Raw genomic sequence first — 25,713 nt, 5'->3', positions numbered from 1 at the left:
TTACAGCCCAAACCGCCCTTCTGCTCCCCATGGAGTAGAAGGGCGCTTTGCTTTGTGCAAAAGAAAAGTCTGGTCTGATTCATTCACTCCTGTTTTCGCTATGCAACTACAAGACATTCTGTATTCCCAGGGGTTTGGCACGCGCCGCGTCTGTGCTGGATTGATTCAGCAAGGCTGGGTGCTCGTGTGCGAGCCGTCTTTGAATACCGAGTATCAGCCTTGCACGGATGCGGTTGCCCAATTCGATCCGGAAGGTTTGCGTTTGCAGGTGCAGGGCGTTGACTGGCCCTATCACGCCAAGGCCTATGTGCTTTTGCATAAGCCCGCTGGGACCGAGTGTTCCCAAAAGCCATCTACCTATCCCAGTATCTATACCTTGTTGCCTGCGCCTTTGCGGCAGAGGCCGACGAAGAGTGCCGTGCAAGGGATTCAGGCCGTGGGGCGTTTGGATCAGGACACGACGGGTATGTTGCTATTGAGTGACGATGGCCAGTTCATCCATCGGATGAGCTCGCCCAAGAAGCATGTCCCCAAGGTGTACCAGGTGACGACCAAACATCCGGTGGACGCGTCTCAGGTGTCGAAGCTGTTGGCGGGTGTGGTGCTGGATGATGACCCCAAGCCGGTGCGCGCTGCCGCCTGCGAGGTGGTAAGCAGCCATCGCCTGGATTTGACCCTGACGGAGGGCAAATACCATCAAGTCAAGCGCATGCTGGCGGCCGTGGGCAATCGGGTGGAAGGACTGCATCGCTCCCGCATCGGTGCCATGGACTTACCGTCTGACCTGGTACCCGGTGCGTGGCGGTGGCTCAGTGAAGATGATTTGCTGCTGTTGAATCGCAGTGCCTGAATAGGGTGGTGTTCACCTGCGTTAGCAACATACAACGGGCGCAACAGTACCAAAGGCCTATCGGCGCATGATGCTGATCAATGTTCACGCTATTGCCAAGATGTTGCTTGTGCGCACACCAGCTATGGACAAGCCCAGAGCTACACTCAAGGGCTGTGTTGAAGGTGTTTCTGTGAAGATTTTTTCGATTGCACGTGCGTGCGTGGCCCTTTGTGGATTTTGCTTCTGCATGGGGGGAGCGGTGGCTCAAGTGCCGCCGTTGTTTGTTCTCAATTCCCTGGAGGCCAATGTCAGTGTCATTGATCCGACGACCTGGACGGAAACGGCCCGGATTCCCACGGGCAAGGAACCACACCACCTTTACCTGACGCCGGACGAGAAGTCCGTCATCGTGGCCAATGCGCTGGGTGACACGCTGACCTTCATTGATCCCCGCACAGCCCAAGTGCAGCGCACCGTGCGCGGCATCGTGGACCCGTACCACCTGCGGTTCACGCCCGACATGAAGTGGTTCATCACGGCGGCCAATCGCTTGAACCATGTGGACTTTTATCGCTGGGATGGCACGGACCTCACCTTGGTGAAGCGTGTTGCCACTTCGCGCACGCCCAGCCATTTGTGGATCGACAGCCGCAGCACCACGCTGTACTCGACCATGCAGGACAGTGACGAGCTGGTGGCCATCGACATCGCCACCCAGGCCATCAAGTGGCGCATCAAGACCGGCGCCATGCCTGCGGATGTCTATGGCAGTCCCGACGACAAGCGCATATTCGTGGGCTTGACGGGCAGCGACAGCGTCGAGGTGTTTGATGTTTCGGGGCGCGAGCCTGTCAGCATCAAGAAGATCAAGACCGGCAACGGGGCGCACGCGTTTCGTGCGGCTGGGGACGGCCGTCACCTCTATGTGAGCAACCGGGTGGCCAACTCGATTAGCAAGATCGACATGACGACGCAGCAGGTGGTGGAGTCCTATCCCGTGCCGGGCGGCCCCGACTGCATGGATGTGTCTGCCGATGGCCGCTACATCTACGTGAGTTCGCGCTGGGCCCGCAAGTTGTCCGTGGTCGATACGCAAACCAAGAAGGTCGTGCGGCAGGTGGCAGTGGGCAAATCGCCCCATGGTGTCTGGACGCTGCATCACGCGCCGCGCTGATGGGCCGGGGTGCTTGCATGACTGTCCAATGGTCTCGGCCCCCCAGCTTGAATAAGCGTTTTGCTATCGTATTTATAGCTGTTTGCGCTTGTTTATCAAGCGCTAGTGCCCAAAATGACTGTAAAAAACCGCTCTACCTGACGTTTGATACAGGCCACATGGAGGTTGCGCCGCTGGTGGCCGATGTGCTGAACCGGCAACAAGTGCGCGTGACCTTCTTTGCGGCCAACGAGCGCACGAAGGAGGGGGATGGCAGCCTGGGCGACCACTGGGCGCCTTGGTGGCGCGCCCGTGCGGCAGAGGGGCACGAATTTGCCTCTCACACCTGGGACCACACCTACTGGCGTGCGGACGTGGGCACGGCGCAAAAGCCCGCATTTCGCGTGCGCCCCTCCGCAGGCACTCGGGAAGGGCAGAGTTTTGTGCTCTCCGCCGCTGAATACTGCGAAGAAGTTGCACGCGCCTCCGACCGTTTGAAGGTGCTCACCGGCAAGGCGCCATTGCCCTTGTTTCGCGCGCCGGGCGGCAAAACCTCGCCCGCATTGCTTGCCAGCGCGCAAGCCTGCGGCTTCACGCATGTGGGTTGGTCGCCCGCAGGGTTTTTGGGTGATGAGCTGCCCAGTGAGAGCGCGAGCAACGCCGCGTTGCTGCGCAAGGCGCTGCGTGATGTGCGCAGCGGCGATATTCTTCTGGCGCACCTGGGAATCTGGTCACGCAAAGACCCCTGGGCACCGGCGGTGCTGGAGCCGCTGATTGTCGGCCTCAAGCAGCAAGGCTTCTGCTTTCGCACGTTGCGGGAGCACCCCGTGTACGGGGCGGGCCGATGATGATGCTGTCGCATCCACAAGGTAATTTTGCGCAAGGTTGCGGCGCACAAGGGGGCATGGCGCGATGATGGGCTGGCTGGGTGCTTGGTTTGATGGTGTGCAGCAGTGGCTGTTCGAGAGCGTGCTGCAGCCGCTGATGTTTTCGATGGGCATGGCCAGTTTTCTGGAGAGCGGCTACGAGGCCGCTGGCTGGCTGCTGGTGGGCCTGCTCCAGCTGGTGGTGATCGTGGCCGTGATCGGCCCCCTGCAGCGCTTGCTCCCGGTGGAGCCTGTGACCAACCGTGCCACCATCCGCACCGACATCCTCTACACCCTGATTCACCGCCTGGGCTTGTTCCGGCTGGCCCTGTTCTTCGCTGTGGACCCGTTCGCGGACTCCCTGTTCGGCGCCCTGCGGGTGGCCGGGGTCAGCACGTTCCAGCTCGACGGCATTTGGCCGGGGGTGACCGACATTCCCTGGGTTAGCCTGTTGATGTACCTGGTGGTGTTCGACTTCGTGGACTATTGGATCCACCGGGGCCAGCACCACTTTGAATGGTGGTGGCGCCTGCATTCGCTGCACCATGCGCAGCAGCAGATGACCATGTGGAGCGACAACCGCAACCACCTGCTCGACGACTTGGTGCGGGACACGATTCTCGTCATCGTCGCGCAGCTCATCGGCGTGGCGCCGGGCCAGTTCATCGCCATCGTGGCCATCACCCAGCTCAGCGAGAGCTTTCAGCATGCCAACGTGCGCCTGTGGTTTGGCCGCTGGGGCGAGCGGTTGTGGGTCAGCCCGCGTTTCCATCGCCTGCACCACAGCATTGGCATCGGCCACGAGACGGTCAAGCCCGCAGCAGCGGCCACGCCTGCCGGTGCCCCGGCCGCTGCGCCTCGTGTGGTGCTGGGTGGGCACAACTTCGGGGTGCTGCTGCCCTGGTGGGACATGTTGATGCGCACGGCCAATTTCGAGCTGCGCTTTGACCCCACGGGTGTACGCGATCAGGTCGAACCCGGTGCGGATGGCCGCGTGCGCGACTACGGCGCGGGATTCTGGTCCCAGCAGTGGCGCGGCGTGCTGCGATTGTTCGGCAAGGCTTGATGGCCGGGGCGGGCGCTCACGGTATGCTTGCCGGCATGGGACTACTGCTTGATTCTTTCTGGCGCGCCGCGGCCTATTGCCTGCGGCCGCGCGTCATGGTGCTGTCGCTGCTGCCATTGCTGCTGATGGTGGCCTTGTCGCTGGGCCTGGGCTATTTCTATTGGGATGCCGCAGTCCTGGGCATGCGTTCGTTGCTCGATGCTTCTACGCTGCTGACCAGCGTTTGGAGCTGGCTGCAGGGCTGGGGCCTGGGGGATGTGACGGCTGTGATGGCGCCCCTGATGGTGGTTTTGGCCGTGGCGCCGCTGTTGGTGGTTGTCTCGCTGCTGGTGGTGGCTGTGCTCATGACACCCACCTTGGTGACCATGGTGGCCGAGCGGCGCTTCCCGAACCTGGAGCGCAAGAAGGGCGGTTCCTTCATCACCAGCGTGGCCTGGTCGCTGGGCTCCACATTGTTGGCCCTGGTGGCGCTGGTAGTGTCGATTCCGCTGTGGCTGGTGCCGCCGCTCGTGCTCATCCTGCCGCCGTTGATCTGGGGGTGGCTGACCTACCGGGTCATGGTGTTCGACGCGCTGGCCGATCACGCCAGCAAAGAGGAGCGGCAGGAGATATTTCGCCGCCACCGCAGCAGCCTGCTGGGCATTGGCATCGTCACGGGGTACCTGGGTGCTGCGCCCAGCATCGTGTGGGCCTCTGGCGTAGTGTTTGCGGCCGCGTTTTTCGTGCTGGTGCCGCTGGCCATCTGGATCTACACCCTGGTTTTTGCGTTCTCGTCGCTGTGGTTCACCCACTATGGCCTGGCGGCGCTGCAGCGCCTGCGGGCTGAGTCCGCCGGGCTGGCGCCTGCGGCCCCGCCCGTCGTGGTGGACGTGATCGAGCTGCCAAGTGCCACAGCTCCTCCCGTGGCCGCCTTGCCCGCGGCGGATGCGCCATCCAGCAAAGGGTCTACACCATGACGCTTTCTTTCGGCCTCATCATCGTGGGCGATGAAATCCTGTCGGGCAAGCGCGCCGACAAACACATGCCCAAGGTGATCGAGCTGTTGGCGGCACGTGGCCTCTCGCTGGCCTATGCAGACTACGTGGGCGACAGCCCCGACCGCATCACGGCCACCTTGCAGCGTGCCTTTGCGTCGGGTGACGTAGTGTTCTCGTGCGGTGGCATCGGCGCCACGCCCGATGACCACACACGGCAATGTGCGGCCCGCGCGCTGGGGCGCGAGCTGGCGCTGCACCCCGAGGCCGAGGCCCTGATCCGCGAGCGCATGCAGGACATTGCACGGGAGCAGGGCGTGCCCTACGAGGCCGATCGGCCCGACAACATCCACCGGCTCAACATGGGCGTGTTTCCGGCGGGTGCTCGCATCATTCCCAACCCATACAACAGAATCCCCGGCTTCAGTTGTGAAGGCGCGGGGGGCGGCACCGTGCACTTCGTACCGGGCTTCCCTGTCATGGCCTGGCCCATGATCGAAGGGGTGCTGGACCAGCACTACGCTGCGTTCTTCAACCGCATGCCCCAGACCGAGCAGTCGGTGGTGGTCTATGGCGCCCTGGAGGCTGCGTTGACGCCCCTCATGGAGCGCATCGAAAAACTGCACCCACAAGTGCGGGTGTTCAGTTTGCCCAGTGTGGATCATCCACAATACGGGCGGCATATCGAATTGGGTGTCAAAGGGCCAACACCGTCGGTTCCCGCCGCATGGCAGGACCTGAAAAACGGTCTGCACGAATTTGGTGCAAATATTGGCCCCGAATTGGTGCGTAACCTGTGATGCGTGGCATTGACCTGTGGATTGCACTGTTTTGGTGCTTTTGCGCAGGCACCGTGCCACCCCGCAGCCCGCTGCGCTCCTTCATAGTGCGGTAGTGCACTTGGCTGGCACGCAAACTGCTTTTATTTCGACAAATCTTTTTTCAACAAGCGCTTTACCCAGGAGAACCTGATGGCCAAGACCGTTGCAGACGTGATGAAGATGGTGAAGGAAAACGAAGTCAAGTTCATTGACTTCCGTTTCACCGATACCCGTGGCAAACAACAGCACACCACGGTGCCCGTCTCCCACTTCGACGAAGACAAGTTCATTTCGGGCCACGCTTTTGATGGTTCGTCGATCGCCGGTTGGAAGGGCATTGAAGCCTCCGACATGCAGCTGATCCCCGACCCCAGCACGGCCAACATCGATCCTTTCTTTGAAGAAACGACGCTGATCCTGACCTGCGACGTGATCGAGCCTACCGACGGCAAGGCCTACGACCGCGACCCCCGCTCCATCGCCAAGCGCGCTGAAGCTTATCTGAAGGCCTCGGGCCTGGGCGACACCGCCTACTTCGGCCCTGAGCCAGAATTCTTCATCTTCGACGGCGTGCGCTGGAGCACCGAACCCAACCACACCTTCTACGAAATCGAAGAGTACGAAGCCCCCTGGAACACCGGCGCCAAGCTCGAAGGCGGCAACCGTGGCCACCGTCCCACCGTCAAGGGCGGCTACTTCCCCGTGCCTCCCGTCGACAGCACGCAAGACATGCGCGCCGAGATGTCCCTGATCCTCGAATCCCTGGGCATTCCGGTCGAAGTGTTCCACCACGAAGTGGCGGGCGCTGGCCAGAACGAAATCGGTACCCGTTTCAGCACCCTGGTGGAGCGCGCTGACTGGACCATCCTGCAAAAGTACGTGATCCACAATGTGGCCAACGCCTACGGCAAGACCGCCACGTTCATGCCCAAGCCCTACCACGGCGACAACGGCTCCGGCATGCACGTGCACCAGTCCGTCTGGAAGGATGGCAAGAACCTGTTCGCTGGCGACGGCTATGCCGGCCTGTCGGACTTCGCGCTGTACTACATCGGCGGCATCATCAAGCACGCCCGTGCCCTGAACGCCATCACCAACCCCGGCACCAACAGCTACAAGCGCCTGGTGCCCCACTTCGAAGCACCGGTGAAGCTGGCCTACTCGGCCAAGAACCGCTCGGCCTCGATCCGCATCCCTTACGTGGCCAACCCCAAGGGCCGCCGCGTGGAAGCCCGCTTCCCCGATCCACTGATGAACCCCTACCTGGGCTTCGCAGCCCTGCTGATGGCAGGCTTGGACGGCGTGGAAAACAAGATCCATCCCGGCGAAGCCGCCACGAAGGACCTGTACCATCTGCCACCCGAAGAAGACAAGCTGGTGCCCACCGTGTGCCACAGCCTGGACCAAGCCCTGGAGCACCTGGACAAGGACCGCGCGTTCCTGACCAAGGGTGGCGTGTTCACCGACAGCATGATCGATGCCTACATCGACCTGAAGATGAACGAAGTGACCCGCTTCCGCATGGCCGTGCACCCTGTCGAATACGACATGTACTACTCGCTGTAATTGCCTTTTTGCAGGCGATGGCTCAAAAAAAGGCGGCGCAAGCCGCCTTTTTCCATTGGGGCGGCACTCTGGTCGCCTTGGGTGGGAACCAAGGCGGCCCATGTTGCATCCTTCAACAAAGCCCTGCCCAGGCCGGTGCTTGTTGAATTGGCGATGTGTAGCGATTGGTGGATACTCCCCTCTCTCCTGCATGTCCGTGCGAGGAACCCGAATGAAAAAAACGCTCATCACCCTGCTACTCATCGCCTCTGCGGCCCCGGCCGCCTGGGCGCAAGACCGCATCTACCGCTGTGGCAACGAATACACGAACAACGCCAGCCAGGCCAAGGAGCGCGGCTGCAAGCTGGTGGAAGGCGGCAATGTCACCGTGGTGCAGGGCAGCAAGCCTGCGGCTGCGCCTGCTGCCTCGGGTGGTGGCGGTGCGGCAGCATCCACATCACCCGCCACGGCCCCCAAGGTCAGCAGCAACGACCAAAAGGCCCGCGATAACGATGCACGGGCCATCCTCGAATCCGAACTGCGCAAGGCCGAGGCGCGCCATGCCGACCTCGTCAAGGAATACAACAACGGCGCCCCCGAGCGCAATGCGCTGGATTTGCGCAACCCCCAGCGCTATTTGGAGCGCACGGCGGAGCTCAAGGCCAGTGTGACCCGCAGTGAGAATGACGTGGCCGGGATCAAGCGCGAGATCGCCCGCCTGCCCGCCGCTGCCAACTGATTGATGACAAGCCGCTGCGTGTGAGTTTTTCCCCTTCGCATCATGGGCAACCCGGCACCGACGCCGGGCGCTTTCAATCCCTGGACCTGATGTCCACCCTGGTGGCGGTGCTGCGCGGCGACGATGGCGCGGTGCAGTTTGCCAATGCGGCCCTGGAGAACACCCTGGGCCAGTCGCGGCGCACGCTTGAAGGCGCTGATTTTTCAGGCTTTTTTACCGACCCTGCGCTCTTGCAGACCGCGCTGGCCGGGGCCCGAGGCAAGGACTTTGCCGCGCTGCGCTTTGAGGCCAGCTTGAAGCGCCTGCACCAGGAGCCCGTGCCCGTGCATGTGAACGTGGCCGATGCCGAGCAGGTGGGCGAGATCTTGGTGGAGCTGTGGCCCCTGGAGCAGCAGGCCCGCCAGGACCGCGAGGAGCGCCTGCGTGAGCAGGCCCAGGCCAACAAGGAGCTGATCCGCAACCTGGCCCATGAAATCAAGAACCCGCTGGGCGGCATTCGTGGCGCGGCTCAGTTGCTGGAGATGGAGCTGGAAAGCCGCGAGCTGACCGAATACACCCAGGTCATCATCCACGAGGCCGACCGCCTGCAGAGCCTGGTGGACCGCCTGCTGGCGCCACACCGCCACCCGCACCTGGTGGGCGATGTGAACATCCACGAGGTGTGCGAGCGCGTGCGCTCGCTGGTGCTGGTCGAATACCCGCAGGGCCTCAAGGTCCAGCGCGACTACGACACCTCTATCCCCGAGTTCCGGGGCGACCGCGCGCAGCTCATCCAGGCGGTGCTCAACATCGTGCAGAACGGTGCCCAGGCGCTCACCGAGCGTATCGCGGCGGGCGACGCGGTGATCACGTTGCGCACCCGTGTGGCCCGCCAGGTCACGTTTGGCCGCCAGCGCTACCGGCTGGCACTGGAATTGCATGTGATCGACAACGGACCGGGCGTACCCGATGCCATCAAAGAGCGGATTTTTTATCCGCTGGTGTCGGGTCGGGATGGTGGATCAGGGCTGGGGCTGACGTTGGCGCAAACCTTCGTACAGCGCCACCACGGGTTGATCGAATGCGACAGCGTGCCGGGTCGCACCGACTTCCGCATCCTGATTCCATTGCCCTAGGTCCCTGACACGCAACCACAGGGAAGGTAAGAAAAACATATGAAGCCGATCTGGATAGTAGATGACGACCCCTCGATCCGCTTCGTCCTGGAAAAGGCGCTGGCCCGCGAGAACCTGCCCACGCGCAGCTTCACGCACCCCCGCGAGGTGCTGGACGCGTTGGCCGACATCACCGCGGGCGACCCCGCCCGGCAAAGCCCCCAGGTCCTGGTGAGCGACATCCGCATGCCCGGTGGCTCGGGCCTGCAACTGCTGGAGAAGGTGCGCGAGCTGCAGCCGGGCCTGCCCGTCATCATCATGACGGCGTACTCCGACCTCGACAGCGCCGTGTCGGCCTTTCAGCGCGGCGCGTTTGAATACCTGCCCAAGCCGTTCGACCTGCCCAAGGCGGTAGAGCTGATCCGCCGCGCGGTGGAAGAAAGCCAGCGCGAAGAGGTGACCGAAGAGCGCCAGACCGCCACCCCCGAAATGCTGGGCCAGGCCCCAGCGATGCAGGACGTGTTCCGCGCCATCGGGCGCCTCTCGCAAAGCCAGGTCACGGTGCTTATCACCGGCGAATCGGGCTCGGGCAAAGAGCTGGTGGCGCGCGCGCTACACAAACATTCGCCCGTGGCGGACGGCCCCTTTGTGGCCATCAACACGGCGGCCATCCCCAAGGACCTGCTTGAATCCGAACTCTTCGGCCACGAGCGCGGCGCGTTCACCGGCGCGCAGACCCAGCGGCGCGGCCGCTTTGAGCAGGCCGAGGGCGGCACGCTGTTCCTCGATGAAATCGGTGACATGCCGTTTGACCTGCAGACGCGCCTGTTGCGCGTGTTGTCCGACGGCCAGTTCTACCGCGTGGGCGGCCATGCCGCCGTCAAGGCCCATGTGCGCGTGATTGCCGCCACACACCAGAACCTGGAGCAGCGCGTCAAGGAAGGCGGCTTCCGCGAGGATTTGTTCCACCGCCTCAACGTCATCCGCCTGCGCCTGCCCGCGCTGCGCGAGCGCCACGAAGACGTGCCCATGCTCACGCGCCACTTTTTGCAGCAAAGCGCACGGCAACTGGGCGTAGAGCCCAAACGCATTGCCGACTCGGCGCTGGCACGGCTGGAGCAGTTTGGCTTCCCCGGCAACGTGCGCCAACTGGAGAACATCTGCCACTGGCTCACGGTGATGGCGCCCGCGCAGGTGATCTCGCCGCAAGACCTGCCGCCAGAAGTGCTCGAAGCGCCAGCCTCGCAGCCGCCCGTGCGCGTGACGACGGGTGCCGCGAGCGAGCCATCTGCAGAGGTGGCAGCCCCGGTGCCGATGGCCACGGCAACCACCACAGCGCCTTCTGAGCGGGTGGGAGAGGCCATGCCTGCGGATGTACCCTCACCCTCATGGCCCGCCGCGGTTGCAACCGCAGCCGCTACTGTGGCCCATAGCTGGGAGCAGGCGCTGGAAGCCGAGGCACAAAAGCTGCTGGCGGGCGGTCAGCCCGAGGTGTGGGATGCGCTCACCCGGCGCTTCGAGTCGCGCTTGATCCGCACGGCCCTGGTGGCCACCCACGGGCGCCGCATGGAGGCCGCGCAGCGCCTGGGCATCGGGCGCAACACCATCACGCGCAAGATCCAGGAGCTGGGGCTGGATGCGCCTGAAGATGTTTGAGGGTGAAAATGGCTGCTAGCGCTTTATTTATAAGCGCTAGCAGCTATTTATTTGATAGCGAAATCAATCCATTGTGACCACGACCGGCGTGTGGTCGCTGGGCTGCGGGTTCTTGCGCGGGGCGCGGTCCACCACGCAGGCGGTCACGGTGGGCTTCAGCGCTTCGCTGACCAGGATGTGGTCGATGCGCAGCCCCCGGTTCTTCTGAAAACCCAGCATGCGGTAGTCCCACCACGAGAAGCTTTTCTCAGGCTGATCGAACATGCGAAACGCGTCCGTGAGCCCCAGCGCCAGCAGGGCCTTGAAGTGGTTGCGCTCTTCGGTGGTGTGGTGAATGGTTTCGCGCAGGCCCTCGGGGTCGTAGGAGTCGCGGTCTTCCGGCGCCACGTTGAAGTCGCCCACCAGCACCAGGCGGGGGTGGGCTGCCATCTCGGCGCGCACCATGTCCTCTAGCGCCTGCAGCCAGCGCATCTTGTAGGCAAACTTTTCCGAGCCTGGCTCCTGGCCGTTGACGAAGTAGCCGTTGAGCAGGCGCAAGGGGCCAGCGGGTGTGTCCAGCGTGGCCGCAATGACGCGGGCCTGCTCATCGCCAAAGCCGGGGATGTTGCGCACCATGTCGCGCAGCGGGTGGCGGCTCAGGATGGCCACGCCGTTGTAGGTTTTTTGGCCAAAGGCGGCGGCTTCGTAGCCCGCCTCCTTGAGCGCGTCGTGGGGAAACTTGTCGTCGGTGAGCTTGAGCTCCTGCAGGCACAACGCATCGACCGGGTTGGCGGCCAGCCAGGCCAGCACCTGGGGCAGGCGCACCGACAGGGAGTTCACGTTCCAGGTGGCGATTTTCATGGTGTTTTTTGGCTCTGGCGCTTATTCATCAAGCGCAAGCAGCTATCAATAAGTGAGTAAAAGGAGCCTGCGGCATTCAGCCCGCGCGCACATAGGTCACAAAACTGAAGGGCAAACCGTTGCTGCCCACATGGCGGCTGCGCGCGGATTCAACCCATTCGGCGCCCAGCACGGGGGCGTGTGCGTCGCCGTCGAAGTTTTGGTCGATTTCGGTAACCTCCAGGCGGTCGGCCAGGGGCAGGGCTTCGGCATAAATCTGCGCGCCGCCGATCACCCACACGGTGGTGCTTGCATCGCATTGGGCCAGGGCCTCGTCCAGGCTGCCCGCGCGCAACGCGCCGTCGGCCTGCCAGCCCGGCTGGCGCGTGATCACGATGTTGGTGCGGCCGGGCAGCGGGCGAAAGCGCGGGGGGATCGAATCCCAGGTCTTGCGGCCCATGACCACGGGGTGGCCCTGCGTGAGCTGCTTGAAATGCGCCATGTCCTCGGGCAGGTGCCAGGGCATGGCGTTGTTTTTGCCGATGACGCCGTTGGCGGCGCGGGCGTAGATGAGGTGCAAGGGCATGGCAGGCAGTTCCTTCGTGTGGGTGGCTGCAGTCTCTCAGATCAGATGTGCAGGGCGGCGAGCGCGCCCACCCCCAGGCCCAACGCGGCTACACCGTACATACCGTATTCGAGCCATTTCTTCTTGGTCAGTAGCGCAATGGCGGCCAGCGCAATCGCCACCTGCAGTGCGGTGGTGGCCTGGGCCCAGCGGTGGTGCTGGTGCATCTGGGCTTCGCTTTTCTGGTCGAAGGTGTGGGCGTCGGCCTCCAGCTTTTCGGCCACGGTCTTGATATCGTTCTTTTCTTTTTCGTAGCGGTCGATCTTGCCCTGGTACCTGGCCTTTTCGGACTCGGCCGGGGTCAGATCACGCGCCAGCTCGGCCAGGCTTTGTTTCGTGCTTTTGGACTGGAAGTAATTCCACTGGTTGGAGGCCTCGGTCTTCTTGATGGCCGCGTCGTTCTTGAGGAGCCCGGCGTTGGCCTGCGTGGCGCCGCCCATGTAGGAAAAGATCGCACCCACCGTGGCCACCGTGGCCGTGAACATGGCGATCTTGTTCACGGACGAGCCGTGGTGGTTGCCCTCATGGCCGTGGCTGGTTGTGTGGTCGCCGTGGGTGGCATGCTCGACAGCGTGGTCGTGCGGGCCGTGTACGTGAAATCCGCCGGAAGACATAGGTGAGCGAGGGGGGAGTGTTGTGGATGAATGTACGCCGGACAAGCGCTGCTGCGCTTGCCTGCGGGAACCGGCCTCAAGGGCTGGTGCCGGTCGTGGTGGCTACACCGCCACGGGCGCCTTGATGGCGGGGTGGCACTGGTAGTCCACCACTTCGAAGTCTTCGAACTGGTAGTCGAAGATGCTGTCCGGCTTGCGTTTGATGTGCAGCGTGGGGTAGGGGTAGGGCGTGCGCGCCAGTTGGGTCCGCACCTGCTCTTCGTGGTTGCTGTAGATGTGGCAGTCGCCGCCCGTCCAGATGAAGTCGCCCACCTCCAGGTCGCACTGCTGGGCCACCATGTGGGTCAGCAGCGCATAGCTGGCGATGTTGAAGGGCACGCCCAGAAAGATGTCGGCGCTGCGCTGGTAGAGCTGGCAAGACAGCGTGCCGCGCCCGCCAGGCTCTTGCGGCGGGGCCACGTAGAACTGAAAGAACGCGTGGCAGGGCATGAGGGCCATCTTGGAGAGCTCGGCCACGTTCCACGCGCTCACGATGATGCGGCGCGAGTCGGGGTTGGTTTTGAGCGTTTGGATCACGTCGCTGATCTGGTCGATGTGCCCGCCGTCCGGCGTGGGCCAACTGCGCCACTGCACGCCATACACAGGTCCCAGGTCGCCGTCCTCGCGCGCCCATTCGTCCCAGATGGTCACGCCGCGCTCCTTGAGCCAGTTGTTGTTGCTGGAGCCTGTGAGAAACCACAGCAGCTCCTGGATGATGGACCTGAGGTGCACCTTCTTGGTCGTGACCAGCGGAAAGCCCTCTTTGAGGTCAAACCGCATCTGGTAGCCAAACACGCTGGTCGTGCCCGTGCCGGTGCGGTCCGACTTGTGCACACCCTCTGTGAACACATGGCGCATGAAGTCCTCGTACTGAGAGCGCACGGGGCGGGCGGGAGGAGTCAGGGGCTGGTTCATGACAGAAGAAAGAAGGCTCATCGCAAAGGGGCTGGAGCGAGGCACCCACATCGCGCAGCCCGTGAAGGGCATTGCGGTGGTTGGTGTGTGCTGGTGGATTTTATGCGGCCCGGTGGAGTTGCCGCTGCCGTGCCGCAGGATGGAGGGCTTCCCCGGTTCTCCCTCGGCTCACTAACCACTATTGGCTCAACGCGTTTCCAAGGTTGCTATTGGCAGTCGGCGCGCATTGAAAGCAGTTGGTCAGCGATAGCAGCAATCTCGGTCCGCATCACAAGCCGTTCCAGCCAATGGGCCGGAATGCAAGATGCGCCATAGAAAGCACCTGCCAACTGCCCGCAAATTGCAGCCGTCGTGTCGGCATCGTCCCCAAGATTTGCGGCTGTCAGTACTGCTGTCTCAAACGTCTCGGTCGTTGCAAAGCACCACAGGGCGGCTTCTAGCGCTTGCACGCAATAGCCGGACCCTTTGACTTCCTCACGAGATTTGTCCCGGAATTCGCCAAGTGCAACGGCTCCTACACTCGGGCATAAGTCTTTGCACAGCCCGGCAGCCAGAACTTCGTCCTTCGAGCTCCCCAGAAGGGCGGCCCGCAATTGCAGACCAAACACCTTGGAGCACTCTATGGCCTCGCGAGCACCGTGGGTTGTCCGAGTGCTTTCGCCAGCGAACTTCACAACAGCTTCTATGTTCTCGCAGAAGTACATAGGGACGGGAGCAAGCCGCATGAGAGCTCCGTTGCCGGCTGCCCGCGGATCCGGACTTCCTGCATAAGGATCCCCATTAAGAAGGTAGCGGTCTAATGCCGACGCCACGGTCATTCCGATATCAAAGCACCTGCCGTTGCTGCTCATGTATCCGACACTGCGCCAATTGCAGTAGCGATTCATCTGATCAGCAGCATTGAATCCCCTGCTGTGAACCAGGCTGTGGGCAAGACACAAAGCCATGGACGTATCGTCCGTCCACTCCCCAGGGTTCAAGTCAAAAGGACCGCCTCCCACCATGTCGGCGACGGGTTGAAAGGTACCGCGCGGCATGAACTCCACGGTCGTTCCTACTGCATCGCCGCAAGCCAGGCCGAGCAGGCATCCACGGTATCGATCAGTTTCTGTCAAGCTGTTCATCATTTGTCAAATCTGAGTGGCGCAAACGGATTCGGAAAACACGTATATCTCGGGGAACTCTCAGAGTTACCACAACATTTCGTGCAATTCACCTACTTGGGTTCGGGGGGCGAATCTCGCGGACAGAAAGTTCGGGGAAAAAGGGTTGCATGCGAACGGTCGACCAACCGGTATCCCATTGCGGGACGGCCCATTCCGCCGCTCATCATCCCCGCTTCCGCCAGGAACCCTCCGTCCAGCATGCGTTTGCGAAAAGCACTCTTGTCGACCGGTCGTCCTAGAACGATTTCGTAGGTGCTTTGCAATTGGGGCAGTGTGAACGGCTCATCAAGCAAAAATGCGGGCAGTGAGGTGTATTCCACCTTGCTTCTGAGACGTGCGTGAGCGGAAGCCAGAATCTCGTTGTGATCGAAAGCCATTCGCTTGCGCAGTGCATCTTCCGCATCAATCCATTCCACATGTGCGGCGTTTGCGCCTTTCATAAGAGCGAGCTCGGGCCCAGGCATCAACGCGAAGAATGCATTTGTCACAGACCAGCCCCGGGGGTCCCGCTGGGAGCCACCCCAGCATCCCAATTGCTCGAGGTAGGAGGTTTCCACGCCTGTCTTTTCTCGCAGCTTGCGCAGTGCGCAGTCCAGCAAGCTCGCATCCTTGTTGATGTCGATAAATCCTCCCGGCAGCGCCCATCGGTTGGGAAAAGGCTCACTCCGGTTGCCTGGCCGCTTCACCAGCACAACTTTCAATGCGTTATCAATGACGGAAAAGATCACGACGTCAACCGTCACCAATGGTCTGGGAAACTCCAATGTCGGCAACGGTTCGTTCGAAGTCATGGGGTTGACCCTTTAAGTTCAATAGTTGTATTATGCAACTCAATAAGTTGTGCAATACAACTTATTCATGGGTAAACAACAAAAAGGAGAAATACCATGGAGCATTCCCCGCAGTCTCTTGTTACAGCTAGCAAATTCCTGAGCTTGGTCCTTCGACACAAGCCTCAGACGATTGGTTTGACCTTGGATCCCGCTGGTTGGGCGGACGTCAATGAGCTGCTCTTAAAGGCCGCGCAGCATAAGAGACCGTTGCCGCTTGAACTCTTGCAAACTGTGGTCGAAACAAGCGACAAGAAGCGCTTTGCGTTCAGTTCTGATGGATCGAAAATTCGTGCAAATCAAGGCCATTCAATAGATGTAGAACTGGGCCTACCAGCCGCGAATCCTCCCGCTGTCCTCTATCACGGTACGGCGCAACGGTTCTTGGATTCCATACTCGCTCAGGGTTTGACCAAGCAGCAACGCCACCATGTTCATTTGACTGAAGATCAGGCCACCGCGGTTGCTGTCGGAAGCCGCTATGGTCACCCGGTTCTGCTGGCGATCGACGCTCGGTGTATGGCTGAAGACGGGCGGGTTTTCTTCCTGGCTGCCAATGGCGTGTGGCTTACCGAACAAGTACCAAGTAGCTATGTGTCCGTGCTCGGGTGAGGGAATTCCAGTGAAACTTGAGATCAGAGCGTACCAAGAGCAGCGCAACGAATGGCCCGCCGACGGTTGTCATGTTCTGGCGCACTACGACGCGAACACGGTGGTGGTGTATCAAGCCTACAGACCTTCCATCGCCGAATTCGCGATCCGGAACGGCAGGTTTGGTGGGCCGGATTTCAGCTTCACACGCATGAGCTGGATAAAGCCGAATTTCCTTTGGATGATGTACCGATCCGGCTGGGCCACGAAAGAAGGGCAGGAGTATGTTCTGGGTCTAAGATTGCCCCGCATATTCTTCGATGGTCTCTTGAAGGCAGCGGTGTCGTCAACATTCGATCCGGAAATCCACGCAAACGTCGAGGCATGGCGATCCGCAGTTGCAAAGTCGGAAATTAGGAGCCAGTGGGATCCGGACCATTCGCCATCGGGTGAAAAGGAAAGCCGAAGAGCCATACAACTCGGATTGCGAGGGTGGGCACTGCAGGCACTCGCTTGTGATGAGCTTCTCGAAGTCATTGATATGACACCGTTTGTCCGTGACCAAAGGGCTCACGCACAAGACGCAAATCCAGTGCTTCTCACGCCCCTCGAGGCAGTCTACCCATGGCCCGGGCATCAGTGAGCAAGCCGGTCATAGCGTTGGACGCCGACGGGGTGCTGCTAGATTACAACGCAGCCTATGCAGAGGTTTGGGAGAAGGTTTTCGGAAAACGGCCGGTGGAGCGCGACCCCAGCGCATACTGGGCCATGGACAGGTGGTCCGTCGAAAGGTTGGATGGGCGTCAACTGGAGCTCTTCAGAGCCGGATTTGACGAAGAGTTCTGGTCTCGTGTTCCTGCCGTTGGCTCTGCGCTTGAGGCTTGTTTCTTACTGCATGACGCCGGCTACACGCTCGTTTGCGTCACAGCATTGCAGCCTCGGTTCGAGAACGCGCGACTTCGCAACTTAAGAGACTTGGGTTTCCCGATTGAAAGGGTGATTGCGACTGGCGGCAGTAGTGATCCTGGCAGCTCAAAGAAGGCTGCAGTGAGGATGCTTGGATGCGCAGCGTTGGTCGACGATTACTTGCCCAATCTAATTGATTTGGGCCCAAGCATACATACTGCACTGATCACAAGGCAACCGAACGGTAGTCCTAACACCGGGTGGGCCCTTGCGCACGTGAACTCATCGCACACTTACCTGGCGGAGTTTGCAAGATGGTGGCTGCATGCCGTGCCGTAGAAGCACGGGAGGGTTTGCACTTGCCATAGACCCTCCGTCAGCGTTTATCCAGCCGCCGCCTGTTGAAAGTCTGCGCGTAGCGCTCTGGCCGTGTCACGCCAAATATTCTTGCCGAACGAATGTGTCTGTAAGTGCCATTGCTTCCCCTGCTAACGGTATCTGGGGTGCGGTACTTCAGAGATACCGTCTGAGATACCGTTTTTTTTGACGGTATTTCATGGTGCGTAGTGAGATGGCTTGGAACAACAAAAAACCCGTCATGCTAGGAAACATGCGGGTTTTGAGCGGTTCTGAGACTGTCTGAAACGCTGTTTTGGCCTGCCCGGAGGGACTCGAACCCCCGACCTATAGCTTAGAAGGCTATTGCTCTATCCAGTTGAGCTACGGGCAGAAAGGCTTTCGGCGGTGGTGCTTACTTGCTGTGGTGCGCAGCGTGCCGCTGCGCTGCTGCTTTGTTGGCGCAGAGGCTGAATCATACCCGCCACGGCGGCCTCATTCTGCAGGCTGCCCGTGATTTTGCGGTGTGGGCATGGATGCGGGTATAACAAGGCCATGTGCAGGCGCACACCCGGCGCCGCTTCACCCGCCTTCTTTCCATGCAGCACAGCGTCACGCTCATCCATACGATTGCCGCAGCCCTTGGGCTGGCGTTAGCGCTGGGTTTTGTGGCGACGCGCCTGCGCTTGCCCGCGCTGGTGGGCTATCTTTTGGCGGGGGTGGTGATTGGGCCGTTCACACCGGGTTTTGTGGCGGATGCGGCCATGGCCAGCCAGTTGGCCGAGATCGGCGTGATGCTGCTGATGTTTGGTGTGGGCCTGCACTTTTCTTTTGGTGATTTGCTGGCGGTGCGCAAGATCGCTGTGCCTGGGGCGGTGGTGCAGATGATGGTGGCCACGGCGCTGGGCATGGCGTTGGCCACCTGGTGGGGGTGGAGCCTGGGCGGGGCGCTGGTGTTCGGCCTGGCGCTGTCGGTGGCCAGCACCGTGGTGTTGCTGCGGGCGCTGGAAACGCTGGGCATCCTTGATAGCTACACGGGCCGTATCGCGGTGGGCTGGCTGGTGGTGGAAGACCTGGCCATGGTGCTGGTGCTGGTGCTGTTGCCGCCGCTGGCCGGGTGGCTTGGGGGCAACGCTGGCGCGCAGCAGCCGGATGCGGCGCAGCTTTGGCGCACGCTGGGGTGGACGCTGCTACAGGTGGGGGGCTTTGTGGCCCTGATGCTGCTGGTGGGGCGCAGGCTGTTCCCGTGGGTGCTGTGGCAGGTGGCGCGCACGGGGTCGCGTGAGTTGTTCACCTTGTGTGTGGTGGCGGCTGCGGTGGGGATTGCGTTCGGGTCGGCGGCGCTGTTTGGTGTGTCGTTCGCGCTCGGGGCTTTTTTTGCGGGCATGGTGATGCGCGAGTCGGAGTTCAGCCACCGTGCTGCGCACGAGTCGCTGCCGCTGCGGGACGCATTTGCCGTGCTGTTTTTTGTGTCGGTGGGCATGTTGTTCGACCCCTCGGTGCTGTGGGAACGGCCCCTGCAGGTGCTGGCGGTGGTGGCGATCATCATGGTGGGCAAAACCTTGGCTGCCGCCGCGCTGGTGTTGGCATTTCGCTATCCGCTCAACACTGCGCTCACGGTGTCTGCAAGCCTGGCGCAGATTGGCGAGTTTTCTTTCATCCTCGTGGCCCTGGGTGCGTCTTTGGGGCTGCTGCCGCCCGAGGGGGCCAGCTTGGTGTTGGCCGGGGCGTTGTTTTCAATGGCGCTCAACCCCTTGCTGTTCCATGCCATTGCGCCGCTGCAGGATTGGCTGCGCGCCCGCTCGGCGTGGGCGCGGCGGCTGGAGCAGCGCGATGATCCGCTGGCAGAGCTGCCGATGAGCACGGATTCGCGGTATCTGGCTCGGCAGGTGGTGCTGGTGGGCTATGGCCGGGTAGGGCGCCGGGTGGCGGGCACCTTGGCAGCCAACGACATTCCCTTTGTGGTGGCCGAGCAGAACCGTGAGCTGGTGGAATCATTGCGGGCCGACGGCATTGCCGCCGTGTTCGGAGATGCGGTGGACCCTGCCGTGTTGATCCAGGCGCACATTGCCCGCGCGGCCATGTTGGTGATCGCCACGCCCGATTCCCTCAATGTGCGGCAGATCATTGCCACGGCGTTGACGCTGAATCCGGCCATCGAAACCGTGGTGCGCAGCCACAACGAGGACGAAGCGCGCAGACTGGCGCAGGAGTGCGAGAGCACCGTGGTGTTTCTGGCCGACGAGGCGCTGGCTCAGTCCATGTCGCGCCATGTGCTGGAGCGGACCCAGGCCCGCCATGCGCAGCACACGGGTCCAGCGCCGCTGCACGGTCAGACGTGATCAGAGTGAAAAAAGCCTCTGGCGCTTTATTGTCAAGCGCTAACAGCTATCAAATTGGTAGCAAATTGCGGGTGTGCCGAAGATTCAACGCGCTGGTTTGCTCGCTGTCGGTGAGCAAACCCATTCAGCGAAATTTCACACGCGCTGCGCAACTGAATCCATCCAACCAGGGCCGGTTGAATTCTTCCCGCTGAATGGAAATTTCCGGCCGCTGGTTAGGTTGAGCTCTGGGCTCAATCGGTTTCTTCAAACACCAACGCTGGCGTGGCCATGACGCGTGCGGTTTGGCCCAGGTCTTCGATCATCCGGTTGGCAAAGTAGCTGTTTTGCGTGTCGGGCTCCAGCGCGGCCACGGCCAGGTTGGCGCGGGGCTGGTTCAGCGGCACGTAGAAGCTGCCTGCGGGGGCATCCACAGCGCTGCGCACGGTAGACACCTGGACACGCACGATGCCCGTGCCACCGGCGATGGTGCCAAGCACGTCCTGGCGGTCGCCGGTTTCGCGTGCGGTCTCGCGGTAGGTTTCGGCCAGCATGGCGCCGGGTTCGGCCACACGCATGACCTGCAGGCCCAGCAGCCGCAGGCGCTCCACGGCGGCGGTGGAGCCCGCCGCCAGCCAGTACCCGCAAGGCCGGGCGCGCGACTTGGTGGTGCGCAGCGTGAGTGATGAGTTCCAGTCCACACGGATGACGCGGTCTGCCCCTGTCTCGGGGTCCAGGAAGTCCAGATCGCGCTGGGTGGGCGTGGCGGCGGCTTCAATCACCACCTGGTCGCGGCAGGCCAGGGCGCTTACATCGCGCGCCACGAAGGAGCGCACCTGCTCCAGGTTGGCAGCCCGTTCAGCCGTGGTGCGCAATGCGCTGGTGATGGCCGTGACCTGCGAATGCACGCGGCGCTGGATGTGCATGCGGCCGATGCCCACGCCGCGTGTTTCGATCAGCAGGCTGACGGTGTTCTTGAGGCCGTTGACGTTGCGCCCCGTGTCGGGCTGCGTGCCACCCATGGAGATGCGCTTGTCCTGCGGATTGGTCGAGGTGGTGTAGTACCAGTCGCTGGTGATGCCCTGGGCCTTGAGTGCCGCCACCATGGGCTGGTGGTACCACTCCTGCGAGGCCTTGGTCAGGAACTCTGGGTAGTTGGCCGTGGTGGTGTATTGCAGCAGGGCGTCGTAGCGCTGGATGGCGTTGAACTTCTGCAGATAGCGCCCCACTGCGGTGTACTCGTGGGCATCCACCACCAGGATGGGGCGGTAGTCGTTGATGACCTGGGCCAGTGCACGGGCCTCGGGGGTGTTGAGCAGCAGGTGGTCGCGGTTCATGTCCACGCCACTGGCAGTGACACGAGTGTTGGCCGCCGCTCCGTCGGGGTTGGCACGGGGCACCACCACCACGTTGATGCGGTCGAGCAGGGGTTCGAGCAGGCCCTGGGCCAGTTCGCTGCTGATCACCAGCAGGGCTTCGCTGCCTGCGGGTTCATCGCCATGCTGCTGGCCGATCAGGACCACGGTGGGGCGGCCGCTGGTGTCCAGGCTGGCGGGGTCCGTGCCCGCGGCGCGGGTGAGCAGCAGCCCCTGGATGGGCTCGCCACGCTGCGATGTGCCGATGTGCAGCAGCTTGGTGCGTGTGGCCCCTCGGGGGGCTTTGTCGGCCAGCGAATTCAGCCACTGGCCCAGCTCGGCATTGGTGGTGAATGCCCGGCGATCCAGCCCCAGCCCCGGCGTGCTGTAGGAAATGGAAGGGTTCGGGAAGCGAGCAGCCACGGCAGCACCATAGGGGGGCGCCATCGGACCTTCGTTCTGCACTGCGAGCGGTGCATGCGGCGGCAGGGGGCTGGCCACCACGGCCGGGTGCTGGGTGGTGGGCTGCTGGCCCAGCGGCGCGGGCACCACCGTGCCAGGCTGCGGGCGGGGCAGGGGCGCGGCGGCTTGGGGCCTTTGGGCTGTCGAACTGGAAGGCCATGGCGGCAGCGGGGTGCTGCCACAGGCTGTGAGCAGCAGCGCTGCAAGGGTTGCCGACGCTGTCCAGCGCGCAGACCACAAAGTGGCGCGAAGGGCTGTGGCGTGGGACGGATGGCGAAGGAAAGAGTGCATGGTCATGTTGGGTTCTGCCAATGGATGCCTTGCGGGCGGCGTCTGTTGCGTGGATGTTACCCGCGCATGCCCAGGGGGCTTTGTCAGCCTACATCCCGTTGCAAAGCGTTTTTTGAGGCCGCCGGGGGGCGGTGAGGCGCCCGCGACCTATTGCACCTGTGGCGGCGATGGGTCTGTGGAGGGTGCGGGCGCCTGCATCTTCAAGCGCAGCAGAGCGCGCACGAAACCGTGGTCGGATCGGCTGCGGTCGCGGCCTTCGTGCAGGTGGTCGTTGAAGTAGTCCACTCTGCGCACATCTCCCACGCTGTTGCGCCCGTTGACCAAAAACTCCTCGCTGACCAGGATCTGGTCCAGCACGGCGGGCGAACCCTGGTGGATGTGCGAGTACGCCACGTCCTTTTTCAGCGCAGCATCACCCTGGAGGTCGTAGGCATTGAACAGGGCGACATCCCGCGCTGACCGGTCATAGGCGATCTCCGTGGTGGCGCAGATGAGCTGGGTGGTCACGCTGTCGGGCGTGTCGTTGAAGTCGCCCAGCACAACCAGTGGTATGTGGGTGCGGTGCAGCAGGTCGATGACCAGGTGGCGCAGGGCCATGGCTTCTGCGCCCCGCATGATCAGCGAGCGCAGCGAGGCCAGTGCCATCACCTTGCGGTCATCGCGGTCTTCGGTGGGGTTGCCCTGCGCGTCCTGCAGAAACTTGGGGCGTTTGGATTTGAGGTGCGTGGTCAGCACGTTGAGGGTCTGCCCATGTTTCATGCGCAGCGTGGCCACCAGGGGCGGGCGCTCAAAACGGGTGTGCAGGCCGATACCGGGCACGTCCACTTGAAAGTCTGGCGGGAAGTGCGGAAACGACTCCAGGTGGTCTACCTTGAGACGGGTGGCGATGCCCACGCGCGGCGTGCCCTGGGCGCCGTGGCGCGTGGCATCGTTTTCGGCGCCAGGAACGGCCACGAAGTCGTAGCGCATGCCGCCACGGCCCAGGGCGCCCTTGAAGGCTGCTTCGTCCCACACCTCTTGCACGGCCAGCACGTCGGCGTTGAGCATGCGAAAGCGATCACCCAGCCAGGTGAGCTTGCGCTCGAACTCGGCGGCGCTGTACGGGTCCTGGTTTTCATAGAACATGCGCCCTGGGTTGGCCAGGTTCAGCACGTTGCAGGTGGCCACCATCAGGGTGGCAAGGGGTGGGGGCAGGTCAGTGGGGCGCATGGGGGCGGGCAGCTTCGGCAAAGGCGGGAATGCTGCGGGCCTCTGGTCAGCGAGGCTGCAGCGCGCGGCCCGACAACACATGCAGTCCGGCTGGGCCTGACTGTACGGCATGGACCAGCGCATGCCCCACATCGGTGCCAGGGCGGGCCCGGTAGTTGGCGGGGATGAGCGGGTCCAGCCATTTGAAGAGCTGGATGGAGAGCGATTCGGCCGGGCGCGCTGCCTGCTGCAACGCCTGGCGCTCGCCGATCATCAGCGAGGGGCGGGCAATGACCAGGGTGGCAAAGCCCAGGCTTTGCAGGTCGCGCTCGACCTCGCCCTTGATGCGGTTGTAGAAGATGCGCGACTGCGCGTTGGCGCCCATGGCTGTGACCACGCCGCAGCGGGTGGCGCCAGCGGCACGGGCTGCGCGGGCCGTGGCCAGCACGGCGTCGTAGTCCACCGCGCGAAAAGCGCTCTGGCTACCCGCCGCCGCGATGGTGGTGCCCAGGGTGATATAGACATCGTCCACCGGCGGCAGTGCGGGCAGGTCGGCAAAGTCCACACCATGCAGTTGCAGGCGAGGCTGGCTCAGCGCGGGCGCCCGCCGGTCCCGCGCATGCAGCACATGTACGCTGGCTGGGGCTGCTGCGGACGCCGTTGTGGCGCCGCTGCCGCCAGGAGGGTCTGTCTCAGCGGTTAAAAGAGCCGCGAGAACCGCCCGACCCACGAGGCCCGTTGCCCCGGCCACCACCGCCACCCGCGCCTGATCCACCGCCATAGCCGCCACCTCCTCCGTTACCGCCACGATAACCACCACCGCCACGGCGACCACCGCCGCCCATGCTGTCCACGCTGGTGCGCATGGGGTCAGGCTGGCCGCCGGTCGAATGGCCGGAACTGCGGTGGCCTGGGTTGGCATGGCCCATGTGTGTGCCCAGGTGGGCGTTGGCGCGTGGAGGTTGCGAGTCGTCGTAGCGATTGCCGCCCTCGTAGCCGCCGCCGCCACCGCCGCCGGAGCGGCCACGGGACTGGCCACCGGCGCGTGCGCCGCCACCCTGTCCACCACCACCAGCGCGGCCGCCGCGCGGGCCATTGCCGTTACCGCCGCCGCCACCAGCCGCTGCGCCACCACCGGCACGGCCACCACGGCCGCCACCGCCATTGCTGGCACCGGCAGCACGGGGACCACGGTCACCGCCACCACCACCGCCGCCAGCACCCTGGCTTGCCTTGTTGGTGCGGATGCGGTCCATCATTTCACTGCGGGCGGCCTTGGCGGCGGCCTGCATCACGTCGCGGCTTGGGGGCTTGCCCGCGCCGCCCCAAATGGTCTGGCGGCCCATGGCGATGGGCTCGGCCTTCTCGCCTGGCTCGGGGCCGAAGCCTTCGATGACCTGCACGGGAATCTGCTGCTTGGTGAAGCGCTCGATGTCCATCATGAAGCCTTCTTCGTCCATGCAGACCAGGCTCACGGCCTCGCCCGTGGCGCCTGCGCGGCCAGTGCGGCCAATGCGGTGCACGTAGTCTTCCGAGACGTTGGGGATTTCGTAGTTGACGACATGCGGCAGGTCGTCGATGTCGATGCCGCGCGCGGCGATGTCGGTGGCCACCAGGGCGCGGATGTCACCGCTCTTGAAGCCGGCCAGGGCCTGCGTGCGGGCGCTCTGGCTCTTGTTGCCGTGCAGGGCCATGGCCTGCACGCCGTTCTTGGTCAGAAATTCGGCCACGTTGTTGGCGCCGAACTTGGTGCGCGTGAACACCAGCACCTGGCTCCAGTTGTGCTGCTGGATGATGTGCAGCAGCACCTGCTTTTTCTTGCCGCGACCCACGGGGTGGATCACCTGGGTGATGCGCTGCACGGTGGTGTTGCGGGGCGTGACCTGGATGCTTTGTGGGTTCTTGAGCAAGGTGCCCGCCAGCTCGCGGATCTCATCGCTGAAGGTGGCCGAGAACAGCAGGCTTTGTTTGTCCTTGGGCACCAGGGCCAGCACCTTCTTCACGTCGTGGATGAAGCCCATGTCCAGCATGCGGTCGGCTTCGTCGAGCACGAGCACCTGCACGGTGGACAGGTCCAGGAACCCTTGCTGCTGCAGATCGAGCAGGCGGCCGGGCGTGGCCACCAGGATGTCCACGCCGCGCTTGATGCGGTCGATCTGTGGGTTCATGCCCACGCCGCCAAAGACGACGGTGGAGTTGATGTCGAGGTATTTGCCGTACTCGCGCACGGATTCTTCCACCTGGGCCGCGAGTTCGCGGGTGGGGGTCAGCACGAGGGCGCGGATGCCCTTGCCGCCGAATTTGTTCTTGGGTGCAGCGCTTTGCGAGAGGCGATGCAGCATGGGCAGGGTGAACGCAGCAGTCTTGCCAGTGCCGGTTTGTGCGCCAGCCAGAAGGTCGTGGCCCTCCAGCACGGCGGGGATGGCCTGGGCCTGAATGGGCGTGGGGATCTCGTAGCCCGTTTCGTGCACGGCCTTCAGGATGGCAGGAGCCAGGTTCAGTTCGTCAA

The 25,713-nt window shown here is 62.9% G+C and carries 24 protein-coding genes and 1 tRNA gene; 14 read left to right on the top strand and 11 right to left on the bottom strand.

Annotated features, from left to right (window positions below):
• Positions 1 to 100 precede the first annotated feature (100 nt).
• The 10 genes from Q0105_RS03330 (at position 101) to ntrC (ending at position 10,746) form a co-directional block, all read left to right on the top strand.
• Entirely contained in the window at positions 101 to 850 is a 750-nt protein-coding gene (locus Q0105_RS03330; RefSeq protein ID WP_298208738.1) for a 16S rRNA pseudouridine(516) synthase, read from the top strand.
• A 229-nt stretch (positions 851 to 1,079) separates the two neighbouring features.
• Positions 1,080 to 2,006 carry a beta-propeller fold lactonase family protein gene (locus Q0105_RS03325; RefSeq protein ID WP_298208730.1) on the top strand — a complete coding sequence of 309 codons (927 nt, stop codon included), beginning with the start codon at positions 1,080 to 1,082 and terminating at the stop codon, positions 2,004 to 2,006.
• A gap of 17 nt (positions 2,007 to 2,023) precedes the next feature.
• Positions 2,024 to 2,833, top strand: coding sequence for a polysaccharide deacetylase family protein (locus Q0105_RS03320; protein ID WP_298208728.1), 810 nt, complete (start codon positions 2,024 to 2,026; stop codon positions 2,831 to 2,833).
• 67 nt (positions 2,834 to 2,900) lie between these two features.
• Positions 2,901 to 3,917: a sterol desaturase family protein gene (locus tag Q0105_RS03315; protein WP_298208736.1), complete on the top strand. Its 1,017-nt coding sequence runs from the start codon at positions 2,901 to 2,903 to the stop codon at positions 3,915 to 3,917.
• Between the two features lie 35 nt (positions 3,918 to 3,952).
• Positions 3,953 to 4,873 carry an EI24 domain-containing protein gene (locus Q0105_RS03310; RefSeq protein WP_298208726.1) on the top strand — a complete coding sequence of 307 codons (921 nt, stop codon included), beginning with the start codon at positions 3,953 to 3,955 and terminating at the stop codon, positions 4,871 to 4,873.
• Positions 4,870 to 5,691, top strand: a complete 822-nt coding sequence (locus tag Q0105_RS03305; protein WP_298208724.1) for a molybdopterin-binding protein — start codon at positions 4,870 to 4,872, stop codon at positions 5,689 to 5,691. Before Q0105_RS03310 ends, Q0105_RS03305 begins: the two co-directional genes overlap by 4 nt.
• A 171-nt stretch (positions 5,692 to 5,862) precedes the next feature.
• Positions 5,863 to 7,278, top strand: coding sequence for a type I glutamate--ammonia ligase (gene glnA, locus Q0105_RS03300; protein ID WP_063459400.1), 1,416 nt, complete (start codon positions 5,863 to 5,865; stop codon positions 7,276 to 7,278).
• Positions 7,279 to 7,489: 211 nt separating this feature from the next.
• Complete coding sequence (locus tag Q0105_RS03295; RefSeq protein WP_298208721.1) at positions 7,490 to 7,996, top strand: hypothetical protein; 507 nt, start codon at positions 7,490 to 7,492, stop codon at positions 7,994 to 7,996.
• Between the two features lie 89 nt (positions 7,997 to 8,085).
• Positions 8,086 to 9,111, top strand: coding sequence for a nitrogen regulation protein NR(II) (glnL, locus tag Q0105_RS03290; protein ID WP_298208734.1), 1,026 nt, complete (start codon positions 8,086 to 8,088; stop codon positions 9,109 to 9,111).
• Between the two features lie 39 nt (positions 9,112 to 9,150).
• On the top strand, positions 9,151 to 10,746 hold the full coding sequence (gene ntrC, locus Q0105_RS03285; RefSeq protein ID WP_298208719.1) for a nitrogen regulation protein NR(I): 1,596 nt from the start codon (positions 9,151 to 9,153) through the stop codon (positions 10,744 to 10,746).
• Positions 10,747 to 10,809: 63 nt separating this feature from the next.
• Here the strand turns inward: ntrC and xth are convergent, their stop codons facing one another.
• From xth to Q0105_RS03255, 6 genes are all read right to left on the bottom strand, one after another.
• Positions 10,810 to 11,586, bottom strand: coding sequence for an exodeoxyribonuclease III (xth, locus tag Q0105_RS03280; protein ID WP_298208717.1), 777 nt, complete (start codon positions 11,584 to 11,586; stop codon positions 10,810 to 10,812).
• A 76-nt stretch (positions 11,587 to 11,662) separates the two neighbouring features.
• The gene (locus Q0105_RS03275; RefSeq protein ID WP_298208715.1) at positions 11,663 to 12,151 is read right to left on the bottom strand and encodes a dihydrofolate reductase; all 489 of its coding nucleotides are present in this window, start codon (positions 12,149 to 12,151) and stop codon (positions 11,663 to 11,665) included.
• Between the two features lie 41 nt (positions 12,152 to 12,192).
• Complete coding sequence (locus Q0105_RS03270) at positions 12,193 to 12,804, bottom strand: DUF4337 domain-containing protein (protein WP_298208712.1); 612 nt, start codon at positions 12,802 to 12,804, stop codon at positions 12,193 to 12,195.
• A gap of 102 nt (positions 12,805 to 12,906) precedes the next feature.
• On the bottom strand, positions 12,907 to 13,746 hold the full coding sequence (locus Q0105_RS03265; RefSeq protein ID WP_298208732.1) for a thymidylate synthase: 840 nt from the start codon (positions 13,744 to 13,746) through the stop codon (positions 12,907 to 12,909).
• 218 nt (positions 13,747 to 13,964) lie between these two features.
• Positions 13,965 to 14,882: an ADP-ribosylglycohydrolase family protein gene (locus Q0105_RS03260; RefSeq protein WP_298208710.1), complete on the bottom strand. Its 918-nt coding sequence runs from the start codon at positions 14,880 to 14,882 to the stop codon at positions 13,965 to 13,967.
• 92 nt (positions 14,883 to 14,974) lie between these two features.
• On the bottom strand, positions 14,975 to 15,715 hold the full coding sequence (locus Q0105_RS03255; RefSeq protein WP_298208708.1) for an NUDIX domain-containing protein: 741 nt from the start codon (positions 15,713 to 15,715) through the stop codon (positions 14,975 to 14,977).
• Positions 15,716 to 15,811: 96 nt separating this feature from the next.
• On the opposite strand from Q0105_RS03255, the gene Q0105_RS03250 reads away from it, so the two are divergent.
• From Q0105_RS03250 to Q0105_RS03240, 3 genes are read left to right on the top strand one after another with little or no spacing between them, the layout of a single operon-like run.
• Positions 15,812 to 16,366 carry an RNA 2'-phosphotransferase gene (locus Q0105_RS03250; RefSeq protein WP_298208706.1) on the top strand — a complete coding sequence of 185 codons (555 nt, stop codon included), beginning with the start codon at positions 15,812 to 15,814 and terminating at the stop codon, positions 16,364 to 16,366.
• Between the two features lie 10 nt (positions 16,367 to 16,376).
• A complete protein-coding gene (locus Q0105_RS03245; protein WP_298208704.1) occupies positions 16,377 to 16,988 on the top strand; it encodes a DUF4291 domain-containing protein in 612 nt (203 codons plus the stop codon).
• Positions 16,970 to 17,590, top strand: a complete 621-nt coding sequence (locus Q0105_RS03240; protein ID WP_298208702.1) for an HAD family hydrolase — start codon at positions 16,970 to 16,972, stop codon at positions 17,588 to 17,590. The genes Q0105_RS03245 and Q0105_RS03240 overlap by 19 nt, the downstream gene beginning before the upstream one ends.
• A 314-nt stretch (positions 17,591 to 17,904) precedes the next feature.
• Here the strand turns inward: Q0105_RS03240 and Q0105_RS03235 are convergent.
• A tRNA-Arg gene (locus Q0105_RS03235) sits at positions 17,905 to 17,981 on the bottom strand.
• Between the two features lie 205 nt (positions 17,982 to 18,186).
• Here Q0105_RS03235 and ybaL point away from each other — a divergent pair.
• Entirely contained in the window at positions 18,187 to 19,929 is a 1,743-nt protein-coding gene (gene ybaL, locus Q0105_RS03230) for a YbaL family putative K(+) efflux transporter (protein WP_298208700.1), read from the top strand.
• Positions 19,930 to 20,162: 233 nt separating this feature from the next.
• On the opposite strand, the gene Q0105_RS03225 is transcribed toward ybaL, so the two are convergent.
• From Q0105_RS03225 to Q0105_RS03210, 4 genes are all read right to left on the bottom strand, one after another.
• Positions 20,163 to 22,016: a M14 family zinc carboxypeptidase gene (locus Q0105_RS03225; RefSeq protein WP_298208698.1), complete on the bottom strand. Its 1,854-nt coding sequence runs from the start codon at positions 22,014 to 22,016 to the stop codon at positions 20,163 to 20,165.
• A 147-nt stretch (positions 22,017 to 22,163) separates the two neighbouring features.
• Positions 22,164 to 23,225 carry an endonuclease/exonuclease/phosphatase family protein gene (locus tag Q0105_RS03220; RefSeq protein WP_298208696.1) on the bottom strand — a complete coding sequence of 354 codons (1,062 nt, stop codon included), beginning with the start codon at positions 23,223 to 23,225 and terminating at the stop codon, positions 22,164 to 22,166.
• Positions 23,226 to 23,271: 46 nt separating this feature from the next.
• Positions 23,272 to 23,832: a nucleoside-diphosphate sugar epimerase gene (locus Q0105_RS03215; RefSeq protein WP_298208694.1), complete on the bottom strand. Its 561-nt coding sequence runs from the start codon at positions 23,830 to 23,832 to the stop codon at positions 23,272 to 23,274.
• 64 nt (positions 23,833 to 23,896) lie between these two features.
• The coding region (locus Q0105_RS03210; protein ID WP_298208692.1) for a DEAD/DEAH box helicase at positions 23,897 to 25,713 on the bottom strand (1,817 nt) is incomplete at its 5' end.

The sequence above is a fragment of the Acidovorax sp. genome, assembly GCF_027492855.1.
Lineage (GTDB): Bacteria > Pseudomonadota > Gammaproteobacteria > Burkholderiales > Burkholderiaceae_C > Acidovorax.
Note: the sequence above shows the minus strand (reverse complement) of the source record. Positions and strands in the feature narration are given on the sequence as shown.